12 protein-coding genes and 1 tRNA gene are annotated in these 11651 nt (G+C 46.7%); 6 read left to right on the forward strand and 7 right to left on the reverse strand.

The window, feature by feature from the left end; genetic code table 11:
• Positions 1-5: 5 nt before the first annotated feature.
• Positions 6-1679, reverse strand: a complete 1674-nt coding sequence (leuA, locus tag ABXT40_RS01765) for a 2-isopropylmalate synthase (RefSeq protein WP_443646126.1) — start codon at positions 1677-1679, stop codon at positions 6-8.
• A 210-nt stretch (positions 1680-1889) separates the two neighbouring features.
• Between leuA and lepA the strand changes: the two genes are divergently transcribed.
• A complete protein-coding gene (gene lepA / locus ABXT40_RS01770; protein WP_443646127.1) occupies positions 1890-3692 on the forward strand; it encodes a translation elongation factor 4 in 1803 nt (600 codons plus the stop codon).
• A 101-nt stretch (positions 3693-3793) separates the two neighbouring features.
• On the opposite strand, the gene ABXT40_RS01775 is transcribed toward lepA, so the two are convergent.
• A complete protein-coding gene (locus tag ABXT40_RS01775; RefSeq protein WP_443646128.1) occupies positions 3794-4162 on the reverse strand; it encodes a hypothetical protein in 369 nt (122 codons plus the stop codon).
• Between the two features lie 283 nt (positions 4163-4445).
• Between ABXT40_RS01775 and ABXT40_RS01780 the strand changes: the two genes are divergently transcribed.
• Together ABXT40_RS01780 and ABXT40_RS01785 are read left to right on the forward strand one after the other, a co-directional pair.
• Positions 4446-4535 (forward strand) — tRNA-Ser (locus ABXT40_RS01780).
• A gap of 255 nt (positions 4536-4790) precedes the next feature.
• The gene (locus ABXT40_RS01785) at positions 4791-5006 is read left to right on the forward strand and encodes a hypothetical protein (protein WP_443646129.1); all 216 of its coding nucleotides are present in this window, start codon (positions 4791-4793) and stop codon (positions 5004-5006) included.
• A 71-nt stretch (positions 5007-5077) separates the two neighbouring features.
• Here the strand turns inward: ABXT40_RS01785 and ABXT40_RS01790 are convergent, their stop codons facing one another.
• The 3 genes from ABXT40_RS01790 to ABXT40_RS01800 all read right to left on the reverse strand — a co-directional run bounded on the left by ABXT40_RS01790 (position 5078) and on the right by ABXT40_RS01800 (position 6469).
• Positions 5078-5551 (reverse strand): hypothetical protein, encoded by a 474-nt coding sequence (locus ABXT40_RS01790; protein WP_443646130.1) that lies wholly within the window; start codon positions 5549-5551, stop codon positions 5078-5080.
• Positions 5552-5649: 98 nt separating this feature from the next.
• The gene (locus ABXT40_RS01795; RefSeq protein WP_443646131.1) at positions 5650-5970 is read right to left on the reverse strand and encodes a hypothetical protein; all 321 of its coding nucleotides are present in this window, start codon (positions 5968-5970) and stop codon (positions 5650-5652) included.
• Positions 5960-6469 (reverse strand): OmpA family protein, encoded by a 510-nt coding sequence (locus ABXT40_RS01800; protein ID WP_443646132.1) that lies wholly within the window; start codon positions 6467-6469, stop codon positions 5960-5962. The genes ABXT40_RS01795 and ABXT40_RS01800 overlap by 11 nt, the downstream gene beginning before the upstream one ends.
• A 169-nt stretch (positions 6470-6638) precedes the next feature.
• Here ABXT40_RS01800 and ABXT40_RS01805 point away from each other — a divergent pair, with 169 nt between their 5' ends.
• Complete coding sequence (locus tag ABXT40_RS01805; protein WP_443646133.1) at positions 6639-7151, forward strand: hypothetical protein; 513 nt, start codon at positions 6639-6641, stop codon at positions 7149-7151.
• Positions 7152-7290: 139 nt separating this feature from the next.
• Here ABXT40_RS01805 and ABXT40_RS01810 read toward each other — a convergent pair whose 3' ends face one another.
• Positions 7291-7530 carry a hypothetical protein gene (locus tag ABXT40_RS01810; protein WP_443646134.1) on the reverse strand — a complete coding sequence of 80 codons (240 nt, stop codon included), beginning with the start codon at positions 7528-7530 and terminating at the stop codon, positions 7291-7293.
• 34 nt (positions 7531-7564) lie between these two features.
• Positions 7565-9913, reverse strand: a complete 2349-nt coding sequence (locus ABXT40_RS01815) for a transketolase (RefSeq protein ID WP_443646135.1) — start codon at positions 9911-9913, stop codon at positions 7565-7567.
• 128 nt (positions 9914-10041) lie between these two features.
• Here ABXT40_RS01815 and ABXT40_RS01820 point away from each other — a divergent pair, with 128 nt between their 5' ends.
• Positions 10042-10503 carry an Lrp/AsnC family transcriptional regulator gene (locus ABXT40_RS01820; RefSeq protein WP_443646136.1) on the forward strand — a complete coding sequence of 154 codons (462 nt, stop codon included), beginning with the start codon at positions 10042-10044 and terminating at the stop codon, positions 10501-10503.
• A gap of 152 nt (positions 10504-10655) precedes the next feature.
• The gene (locus ABXT40_RS01825) at positions 10656-11648 is read left to right on the forward strand and encodes a TRAP transporter substrate-binding protein (RefSeq protein ID WP_443646137.1); all 993 of its coding nucleotides are present in this window, start codon (positions 10656-10658) and stop codon (positions 11646-11648) included.
• Positions 11649-11651: the final 3 nt, after the last annotated feature.

Consider the following 11651-nt stretch of genomic DNA (forward strand, 5'->3'; position numbering starts at 1 on the left):
GGAATTTAGGCGCTTGCCAGCTTGTTGATGGCGCTGACAACGGCGCGGATCGGCGCCAATGTAATTGATGTATCAATGCCAACACCATAGACCGATTGATTATCGCCAACGACAAGTTCAACATAGGCGGCAGCCTCGGCTTTTGACGTCGCTGAGCGGGTATTCTGCCCGAAATCCGCAAGCCGGAAAACAAGGTTGAATTCGTCACGCATCGCATCAACAAAAGCCGAAATCGGGCCATTGCCAGTGGCGGTGATGGTCACCTCCTTGCTATTATGAAGCACCGTTGCAGTGATCCGCTCGGCATCGCTTGCGCGGCTGGCGCGCCCTGATTCAAAGCTGACGAGCTTGAATGGTCCTTGCGGATTGATGTAATGCTCTTCGGCCAGTTCCCAGATGCGCTGGCTGGTGATTTCCTTGCCGGTGGTATCGGCCTCGTTCTGCACAATGCCGGAAAATTCAACTTCGGCACCGCGTGGCAGGCGAATATGGTGATCGGCCTCAAGAAGATATGCTGAACCGGCCTTGCCCGACTGGGAATTTACCCGAATGATGGCTTCGAATGTCCGCCCGATATCAGCTGGGTCAATTGGCAGATAAGGCACTTCCCATACATCGTCATTAGATTCGGCAAGCGCATCCATGCCTTTGCGAATAGCGTCCTGGTGGCTTCCTGAAAAGGCGGTATGAACAAGCTTGCCAGCATAGGGGTGGCGCTCATGAACCAACAGCTGGTTACAGAATTCGGCGGTTTCAATCAGCCCGTTGATATCGGAAAAATCCAGATGCGGGTCAACGCCTTGGGTAAACATATTCAGTCCAAGGGTGATCAGGTCAACATTGCCGGTACGCTCGCCATTGCCAAACAAAGTGCCTTCAACACGGTCGGCACCCGCCATCAGGCCAAGTTCGGTTGCCGCGACGGCGCACCCGCGGTCATTATGTGGGTGAAGCGACAAAATCACCGAATCTCGATTGGAAAAATGACGACCCATCCATTCAATCTGATCCGCATAGATATTTGGCGTTGACATCTCGACCGTTGCGGGCAGATTGATGATGGTTGGGTTTTCTGGGCTTGATTGCCAGACCTCCATCACCGACTCGCAAACATCAAGCGCATAATCAAGCTCGGTTCCGGTAAAGCTTTCCGGGCTATATTGCAGGCGCAGATTTCCAGCGCCAAAATTGGCAAGACGATCAGCAACCATCTTCGCGCCATCAATGGCAATTTGTTTTACCCCATCGCGATCCGATTTAAACACGACCCGCCGCTGCAATGTGCTTGTCGAGTTATAAAGATGTAGAATGGCATTTGGGGCGCCGCGAAGTGACTCGACCGTGCGATCAATCAAATGTTCGCGTGCTTGTGTCAAAACCTGAATCGTTACATCAGATGGAACATGACCGCCTTCAATCAATTCGCGCAGAAAGTTGAAATCAGTATCAGAAGCAGCTGGAAACCCAACTTCAATTTCTTTGAATCCCATTGCGATAAGCATTTTGAACATGGCCATTTTGCGGGCGCTGTCCATTGGTTCGATCAAAGCCTGATTACCGTCGCGCAAATCAACCGAACACCAGGTTGGCGCAGTTTTAATTTGTTGGCTCGGCCATGTACGGTCACCTAAATCAGGGCCGATAAATGGGCGGTATTTTTCATGACGCAGGCTTGGCATCAGCTTCTCTTTATCTGAAGAATTTGAAATATCTGCCTTATCGCAGCAGAGCGAGATGGATAATATACGCACAAGCAGCAGGTTGAAACAGGAAAAAGTTCGCGAATCTTTAACCCGAACCATGATTAAATGCGGTATTTCATCAGAAATTGTTGTATAGCATGGGCTAACCAAAGCCATCCTAGCCCGTTTCAGATTGCAAAGTAAATCATGATCGAAATCAGTAAAATCCGCAACTTTTCCATCATCGCCCATATTGATCATGGTAAATCAACGATTGCCGATCGGTTGATTCAGGTCTGTGGCGGGCTGAGTGACCGCGAAATGAAAGAACAAGTGCTGGATAGTATGGATATCGAGCGCGAACGCGGGATTACCATCAAGGCGCAAACTGTTCGGCTGGATTACAAAGCAAAAGACGGACAATCCTATGTCTTGAATCTTATGGATACGCCAGGCCATGTGGATTTTGGCTATGAGGTATCGCGATCATTGGCGGCATGTGAAGGCTCATTACTTATTGTTGATGCCAGTCAGGGCGTCGAGGCGCAAACGCTGGCCAATGTCTATCAGGCAATCAATGCCGATCATGAAATTGTGCCGGTTCTCAATAAGATTGATCTTCCTGCGGCCGAGCCTGAACGCGTCAAAGCCCAAATTGAAGAAGTGATTGGTTTACCTGCTGATGATGCCATTGCGGCATCGGCAAAAACCGGCGCTGGTATTGAAGATATTCTCGAAGCGTTGGTCACGAAATTACCGCCACCTGTTGGCGACAAGGATGCCCCCTTGCAGGCGCTTTTGGTGGATAGCTGGTATGATGCCTATCTTGGCGTCATGACCTTGGTGCGGGTACGTCATGGCGTGCTTAAAAAGGGCATGAAGATCCGTATGATGGCGACAGGCGCAACCCATGTTATCGAACGTGTTGGTGTTTTTGCGCCAAAACCGATTGCGCTTGATCAGCTTGGTCCGGGTGAAATTGGCTTTATCAATGCTGGCGTGAAACGCGTTGCCGATGCAAAAGTGGGGGATACGATCACCGAAGAGCGCCGCCCGACCGACACAGCCTTGCCCGGATTTGCGCCATCAATTCCAGTGGTGTTCTGCGGCTTATTTCCGGTGGATACAAATGATTTCAGCGGCCTTCGTGAGGCGCTTGAAAAACTATCGCTTAATGATGCGTCTTTTTCATTTGAGGCCGAGACCTCTGCGGCGCTTGGCTTTGGCTTTCGCTGCGGATTTTTAGGTCTTCTCCATATGGAAGTGATCCGCGAGCGATTGAGCCGCGAATTCAATCTTGAGCTGATTTCAACAGCACCATCGGTTGTTTATCAAATGACGCTTACCGATGGGAAACATCTATATTTGCATAATCCGGCTGATATGCCCGAAGTTAGCCGTCTTGCCTCGATCGAAGAGCCTTGGATCAAAGCCACCATCATGACGCCTGATGAGTTTTTGGGGCCGGTTCTGACTCTTTGTACCGAGCGGCGCGGCGAGCAGATCGACCTTACCTATGCTGGCAATCGGGCAATGGCTGTTTATCGCCTGCCGTTGAATGAAGTTGTTTTTGATTTTTATGACCGGTTGAAATCAATCACCCGCGGCTATGCCAGCTTTGATTATGCGCTTGATAGCTATCGCGACGGCGACCTTGTTAAAGTGTCCATCCTTGTGAATGGCGATCTCGTTGATGCCTTGTCGATGATTGTGCATCGTGACCAGGCTGAGGGCAAAGGCCGTGCAATTTGCATAAGGCTAAAAGACCTCGTGCCACGTCAAATGTTCAAAGTGGCACTGCAGGCCGCGATTGGTGGTAAGGTCATTGCGCGGGAAACAATTGCGGCGTTACGTAAGGACGTAACTGCAAAATGTTATGGTGGCGATATCAGCCGTAAGAAAAAGCTTCTCGATAAGCAAAAAGAGGGCAAAAAGAAAATGCGCCAATTCGGCAAGGTTGAAATTCCGCAAAATGCCTTTTTCGAAGCCTTGAAGATGGGTGATAATTAACGCTAGGCGCTGACCTGTCTTTGGTGCGGCTAATGGCGGTGAAATTTGTGGCTTTTTGAGGTTTTACCGCGACTCGATTAGGAACCGCATATCACCGGCTATTATTCACCCTGTCGTTTGAGCACACGCGCGGCCTTTTTAGAGCGCGTTAAATGCCGGCCAAACAAGCCACCAACCCACCAGAATTTAATACTGAATCCGATCATGACCAAGGCGGCTGGCCAGCCTAGAATGGTGACGATAAACGGATGCCATAAAAAGGGCGAACAATCTAATGCCGTAATCAACCCGCAAGGGTCAACATACCGGCTGATAATGGATTCGGTGGCCTGCAATGTTGTTGGGCTATATAGATACCACAACCTGCCAAGCGGCGCGCTGGCGCTAAAGCTACTGGTCAGATCGTGCCAAATAGCATAGGCCGCAACCAGTCCCGCAAGGGTTGCAATGATGCGGAAAAAATATCTCATAATAGGGCCATCATGTTCACAACTGTAACGCAACACAAGAAAATTATTTAGTGATTAGTGTTTTTGATCAGCGGGTTTGCCCGTTCTCGCGATGGTAAATGTTGGGCTGGATTCAAGTTTAGTGGGCCTCTCGCAATCGAATGTGATGTTGAGATTTAACATTTTGGGATTGATATGTGAAAACGCTTAGTCGAGGCTGTTTCGGCTGGTTTACATGATGATCCAAGCCTGTTACCGTGCGTCTCAGTCTGCCGTTTTTCCGGCGAGAAATAGTAGCGCAAAAGGAGGGATGGCCGAGTGGTTTAAGGCGCACGCCTGGAAAGCGTGTTGGGGTTAACGCCCCTCCGGGGTTCGAATCCCCGTCCCTCCGCCATGTTTTTATTATTTCAATTAATCAGATAGTTAGTATGTTATCTAATTTCTTGTACCCACAATTTACGCAGAATCTTTTGTAGAGAAGTAAGATGCTGCATTATCTTGACATGTCGTTTGTCACTGACGATTAGTTGGGCAACGGTGTAGCTGCAACCATTACTTACGGTAGAAATTGGGTCGGATTTTTTGCTAATTGTAGCTGTGGTGCAAATTGGCCAACATCGTCGAGGGCGGTCTAACCCCTGATTTGCCGATGAGTGAACTTGAGGAGACTGGATGTGAGATGGCGGTCTATCAATTGACCCTTTTAGCCGCATCAATTGAGGCGATGAAGTTAGAACTTGATCATATCAAAACCGACTCCCGGCAAGATGCTGTCCTGATGGGTTTTTCTGAACCGCGGAACAGGATTGGCTTTGATGAATATTATACGGCATCGTCACGCTATGAGTCATCCTATCGCAACTGATGGTGCAAAGGCGTTGCCATTTTGGCAAAAGGAAACGGAGTAGGTGTTTTAGCTTTTATGGATGCAAAAGGTTAGCCCGAGCGCTTTGCATCATCTAAGCGTTTTAGCAGACGGCCAAGATGAGTAACTTCCCACTCATTCAATATCAACAATTTTTCCTGATTTACCTTTGACGGGCTGTAACTAATTCCGTTTTTTTTATCGACAGTGACCCATCCCTGCTCTTCTAGTTTTTTCACGACGCGCCTTGTGGTCTCTTTATCGATGCGCGTCATGTCTGAAATGGCAGCAAAGGAGAGTTTTTGAGGCAAATCATGACCTGCTGTTCCATTAGCTAGTTCCCATGCGGACCGGATTTCATTGTAAGCGTCACTCTCCACATCAGATTGAACTAAGGTCAGATTGTGATATGCCACCACTTGGAGAATGAGAGCAGATGACATGTTGCCTGTAACCTCAGTCATCATTCTGCTACGCGTAATTTCAAATTCGAGAAAACGCCACCAAATTGCGCCGAACGATGTCTTTAGATCTTCTTCACTCACAAGAAACCCCTGTGTTTAAATGAAAATCCAAACATTGTTGCATCAATTACGCAAGCAAAAGCATAGGCAAAGGGTAGGTAAATAGTGGCTGAAGATACCTATTTAGCCAAAAGTTTGCTTAATCGCCTGACTATTCTCAGGCCACCCTTTTCAGATGTCGCGTCATTGTTGCTATAATCTTTTTCGAGCGCAAACTTTGATAAATAGACGCTAGAGCCGGTTTCCCTGCATAGTAAATTAAAATGTTCAATACCGTTTGCAAGAGACATTTTGCAAACTTCAAAAGCCATCCCGGTATCTTTTCTGTAAACAACCGCACCTTTGCAAAATTGATTTTCTGTGTGGTCAGACCTGTTTGCTCTAAGCTGATCTGGTTCATTTTGTTGCAAATGGTCAAAAGTCACTAGATTACCCGCCATTTATTTCAACCCTCCTGTTTTTTGACCATGCTTCTTCGTTTGAGCCTTTGAGCAATGGCTTCTCCTTACCATAGGAGACTTTTTTAATTCTTGAGCCGTCTACTCCTTTGGCAACCATATAATCAGCAACGGCAGATGCCCTTAGATGTCCAAGCGCCAGGTTGTATTCGCGCGTTCCTCTTTCATCAGCATGTCCACTTATCACAACAAGGGCAGAGGGGCTCCTCACGAGTATATCGACTGCGCTGTCTAAGGCCACAGTCGTTTCGGCGCTTAACCGAGCACTGTCCAACTCAAAGTATGTCAGCAAGGAGAGTGGAGACAGATCGTCCTCAGCGGGTTTTGACGCAATTGATGCTTCTGATTGGCTGGTTTGCGATATGTTTTCACTAGTCGACGAGGTTGCACTCTTCATTTTGGAGCCTGAACAACCACTCAAGCCTAGTATGGTGAGGACAACCACCGTTACCAGTTGCTTTTTTAGTTCAAGTGATTTCATATCCAACCCACTTTAGTTGCCTAAGTTAATAAATTGCGGCAACTAAATACCCCAACTAAGGTGAAGGCAACTTAAAGACCGCTTATTATGAGCGTGCATGTCCGAAAAAGCGCATATTTAAGTGTTGAATTTCACTTATTGTACTAAAACCTTTAGTTAGGGGGTTGAAATGGTGTTCTTCAAAAAATATTGTCCGGTATGGGTTTATGATTGTGTTGTTGCTCAAACGGTCAGCGATTTTATCTTGTATGGGGTTGACCTAGCCCAACCTTGCCGGAAGTTTGCTTCCGGTTTGACTGAAGTATTTGAAGAAGTTGCACTCGAAGAGTTGGTTAGAGCGTCTGAGTTAGTTGTTCAATTCTTGATTGAAGAAAAAATTAATGAAGACTCAACTGATTTGTTGTCTAACTTCTCCTTTTACCGATTCCATTACGCCAGCAAAAAAACGCGTCGGAAATTTGGTGGTATTTTTGGTTCGAAATTATCGGATGGCGTTCGAGAGTATAGCGGCAATGAAACACTCAAAAACTTGAAGGCGTATTATTATGAATCTCGCTCTGCGGTTGCAATAGTCGGAAGCCCAGGCTGGAGTCTCGCAACTCAAACTGAACTTCCCGAATTGCAGGAAATTGCAAGGAACTCAAGTTTTCAAGTTAATCCGTTGGTTTACTTAGAGCAATAGTCATTTCGCTCGCTAACTCAACAACTCGCTCGTGGATTTCTTCTGTTCACCGCTTGATCAGATATTGTCAAGCCGCTGGCCGTGTGGGGATAAAAACGGTGACGTGACAAAGCCGGTCTTGGTGATTTTCAAAGGTTGATCAGATAGGCCATATGCGTTTGCCCGACCTGTAGCAAAGCAATGCTGCCTCGGGCATAACAGCTAGCATTGGCGCTTGTAAGATTGTTGTGGGCACGTCAAAACGGCTGGCGGTGGCATCATTGGCCAATCCGGTTTGGTTTGTTTCATAAAACAGGACATGCGCCGGTGCGCCGGTAACGCTTATCAACTTATGCGTAGCGGCGGCGGTTTTGGCGGCATCCGGATTGTGTTTTTGCAACTTTAACACCCGCTTAGAGTAAGCCCCTCCTTTTTCAAGCAGCGTTATGTTGCGCAAAGCTCATTTGCCTGGGATTTTGATGTCTTGGGGCTTGTTGTAAGGCTGAACGCACTAATGACTCATGATCAATCGCAAAATGTTGGTAAAGATCGTTTATTTGACCTGTTTGACCAAAGCGATCAACCCCGTGGCTTATGGTTGGATTGCCTCTAACCCCGCCAAGCCATGTTAACGTTGCCGGGTGTCCGTCAATTACAGTTAGCATCTTTGCGTAATTTGGGACATCAGCTAAAAGAGTTTCAATATGAGAAGTCTTGTTTAGGTTGTGACTTTGTATTTTGAACTCGGCGTATATACGGTCCGCTGATGTTATAGCAAGAACACCAATATCTCGACGAAATTCGCCAAGATGGCCCGCCGCAAGAATAGCCTCTTGTGCAATGACTCCCTGATAGGCGATTACTAATTCACAATTTGGGCCGGGTTTTCGAAGCCAATATGCACCTTTGATGATATCCGCGGCCAATTCTGGAGTCATCTCGCGTTGAGGCTGTTCAACCGGTTTTGTTGACAGGCGTAAATAAACGGAGCCGCCGTCATCCAACTGCATATGTGAAAATCCCCATTCCATAATAACCGATAATTCATCGGTAAAAGCTGGCTCAAAACTGGCCAACCCGTCCTGACCCATGCCAATCAGTGGGGTAACAATTGATTGATGTGCTCCGCCCTCTGGCGCAAGAGTAACTCCTGACGGCGTGCCTATAATCATAAATCGGGCGTCCTGATAACACGCATAATTTAAGGCATCTAGTCCACGGCAAACAAATGGGTCGTAAACCGTGCCGATTGGCAAAAGCCTTTTACCAAATAGTGATGATGATAAACCAGCTGCTGCGAGTGCCAGAAATAGGTTCATTTCGGCTATGCCCAATTCAATATGCTGACCACTGGAATCAAACTCCCATTTGGCTGTTGATGGGATTTTCGCATCTTTAAAGGCATCTCGGATTGGTTGGCGTGAAAACAACTTTTTGCGATTGATCCAAGAGCCAAGGCTAGTTGTGCCGGAGACATCGGGGCTTAAGGTGACAATTCGTTCTGCAATCTCGTCATCGCCACGAGCAATTGTATCCAAAATTTTACCAAAAGATGCCTGCGTCGAAGCTGATTTAGATTTATCAAGTGCCAGCGAAGGGACTCTAAATATGGCATCATCAAAGCGACGATTTCTAGATTGGAAAAAGGGCACCTGGCCCAACCATCTTTGAAAGCTAGCTTTATCAGCAACAGCTTCGAGCCGATCCCATTCGTGGCCTTCGCGAATGCCCATACTGGATTGCCATTTCTGCATCTGGTTAAGGGTCATTAGACCACCATGGTTGTCTTTGTGACCTGCTATTGGCGTCCCCCATCCCTTGACTGTATATGCTAAGAAACACACTGGTCGGTTATGATTAATCTCGGCAAACTCTTTCGCCATTGTTTCGACGCAATTCCCCCCCAGATTCTCCATTAAGCATCCAAGTTCATCATCGCTATGTCGATCAAGAAATTCAGTAAAATCACCTTGATCACCAAGATCATTAAGCAGGCGTTCCCGCCAAACTTTACCCCCCATATAGGTCAGTGCCGCGTAATCCTGATTGGGACAGTCGTCAATCCAATCTTTTAGTTTTTTGCCACCAGGCTCATCAAAGGCTGCCCGCTGCAAGACACCATATTTAAGCCGGATTACATCCCAGCCATAGGCCGTAAATATCTTTTCAGCATGTTCCCACAAGCCTTCATGAATGATGCCATCCAGGGATTGACGATTGTAATCAATGACCCACCAGGTATTGCGGAGGTTATGTTTCCAACCTTCTTGAAGGCATTCATAGATATTACCTTCATCAAGCTCTGCGTCACCCATCAACGCAACCATTCTGCCAAGTTTTACATTGCTGCCCCATTGTTTGGTACTCACATAGTCCTGAATAAGTGAGGCAAAACTAGTCATCGCAACCCCAAGCCCAACCGAGCCAGTGGAAAAATCTACGTCGTCAGCATCTTTGGTGCGGGATGGGTATGATTGCGCTCCTCCATATCCGCGAAAATTCTTCAATAACTCGAGATTGAGATTGCCCATTAAATATTGCATGGCATGAAATATTGGTGAGGCATGCGGCTTTACTGCAACTCGGTCTTCAGGCCTTAGAGCTGCAAAATATAAGGCTGTCAGGATAGACACCATTGATGCGCTGCTTGCTTGGTGCCCTCCAACTTTGATGTCATCGTCATTTTGCCGTAGGTGATTTGCATGGTGGATCATCCAGTGGGAGAGCCACAAAAGCCGTGCCTCAACTTGTCGCAACCTTGCAAAATCTATGTGGTATTTCATCACTACGCTCCCATGTCAAAATATGGGAGGATATTAATCTAGATTTAGATAGAAATATTGCCTATATTAATGGTTAAATTAAATATTTATAGTGATTATCGCTAAAAATTATAACATAAGTAGTAAAAATGATTGATGATTTTGACTGTCGTATTATTCACCACTTGACGCTTGATGGACGTATGTCAATCAATGAGTTGAGTGAGCGTGTTAATCTAAGCCAAACGCCTGTGGCACGCCGTGTGAAAAAGCTAGAAGATAACAAGATTATCACTGGTTATACGGCACTCATTGATGAAACGCGCTTGGGTTTTAGCTTTTCAGTGTTTGTTTCAGTTCGGCTTGAAAAACAGATTGACGATAACCTTGCAAAGTTTGAACGCAGGATTAGCACCATGCCTGAGGTAGTCGACTGTTGGCTGATGACAGGCAGTTATGACTACCTGCTTCGTGTGGTTACGCAAAATATTGAGGATTATGAAAAATTCTTGCTTGGTGAGTTGACACGAACTGAGGGGGTGGCATCAATCGAGTCATCAATCCCTCTGCGCCGAGTTAAATCACAGACTGCCCGTACGATTGTTATTTAAGCGGTGCTAAAAACGCCCGTGAAATTTGCCAGAGTTTTCAGAAAAGTTGGAATTGATGATTTCATTAACCTATCTGGTGTTTAGATGTTTCTATTTGAGTGAACTAATGTAGGCTTATCTGCACAAAGGTTGAAAAACGAGGGAGTATTAAAATGAATAAGTTGCTAACCACATTGGCTGTGGGGTCAGTGGCCCTTTTGATGTCTGCATCGGCGTTTGCCGCTGACGTAACCATGCGGATTTCATTGCAACTGCCGATGAAAAGCCATTTAGGACAGAATCTTCAGCTTTTTAAAAAGGAGGTTGAAGCAAAATCAAATGGTAATATTGAAGTTCAGATTTACGACTCAGCGCAGTTATATAAGGACAAGGAAGTGCCAGCGGCCGTTGGATCGGGTGCAATCGAGGCCGGAGTCGCCTCTCTAACACGCTATGTTGGTGACGTGCCAGCAGTTGATATTTTCTATCAACCATTTTTATTCAATTCTGAGGAAAAAGTCCGTAAGGCAGTGGCCAAGGGATCCGCTATTCGTGGGCCAATCGATAAGGCTATCGAGGGGACTGGCTCAACTGTTCTTTGGTGGCAGGCCTATGGTGGTGCGATTATGCTGTCAAAAGGTGGGCCAATTGCAAACCCTGATGACATGAAAGGCAAAAAAGTGCGAGTTTTTGGAAAGACACTTGGCCAATTTGTCGAAGCAACGGGCGGGGCTGCAACATTGGTTTCCGGATCGGAGCAATACCTTGCTTATCAGCGCGGTACCGTTGACGCTGGCATGACTGGGGTTTCCGGCGTTAAGTCACGCAAACTCTATGAAGTGATGGATACCATCACCATTACTAACCATGCCGACATCGAATTTATCGTTGTGGTAAATTCGAAGTGGTGGAACAAGTTAACTGATGGCCAACGTAAAATTATTGGTGATGCCGCTGGTGTTGCCGAAGCGCATGTTCGCAACTACATCGCTGAGATTGAAGCAGATGCCTATAAAGTTGCCAAGGAAAATGGCATGAAGGTTGTGACCCCGTCTGATGCTGACATCAAAGCGTTTAAAGCAGCATCTTCATCGGTTTATGAGCAGTATAAGGCTAAGGCTGGCCCGTTGGGCGCACAGCTTTTGGACGCTGCGTCAAAACTGTAAAAC

This window comes from Candidatus Ponderosibacter sp. Uisw_141_02 (genome assembly GCF_048087665.1).
Lineage (GTDB): Bacteria > Pseudomonadota > Alphaproteobacteria > Puniceispirillales > Puniceispirillaceae > UBA3439.

Coding starts and splice junctions, on each gene's coding strand:
- ABXT40_RS01805 (WP_443646133.1), top strand. CDS start 6,639: ATGGTGTTCTTCAAAAAATATTGTCCGGTATGGGTTTATGATTGTGTT.
- ABXT40_RS01795 (WP_443646131.1), bottom strand. CDS start 5,970: ATGGCGGGTAATCTAGTGACTTTTGACCATTTGCAACAAAATGAACCA.
- ABXT40_RS01785 (WP_443646129.1), top strand. CDS start 4,791: ATGAGTGAACTTGAGGAGACTGGATGTGAGATGGCGGTCTATCAATTG.
- ABXT40_RS01815 (WP_443646135.1), bottom strand. CDS start 9,913: ATGAAATACCACATAGATTTTGCAAGGTTGCGACAAGTTGAGGCACGG.
- leuA (WP_443646126.1), bottom strand. CDS start 1,679: ATGCCAAGCCTGCGTCATGAAAAATACCGCCCATTTATCGGCCCTGAT.
- ABXT40_RS01775 (WP_443646128.1), bottom strand. CDS start 4,162: ATGAGATATTTTTTCCGCATCATTGCAACCCTTGCGGGACTGGTTGCG.
- ABXT40_RS01800 (WP_443646132.1), bottom strand. CDS start 6,469: ATGAAATCACTTGAACTAAAAAAGCAACTGGTAACGGTGGTTGTCCTC.
- ABXT40_RS01820 (WP_443646136.1), top strand. CDS start 10,042: ATGATTGATGATTTTGACTGTCGTATTATTCACCACTTGACGCTTGAT.
- ABXT40_RS01825 (WP_443646137.1), top strand. CDS start 10,656: ATGAATAAGTTGCTAACCACATTGGCTGTGGGGTCAGTGGCCCTTTTG.
- lepA (WP_443646127.1), top strand. CDS start 1,890: ATGATCGAAATCAGTAAAATCCGCAACTTTTCCATCATCGCCCATATT.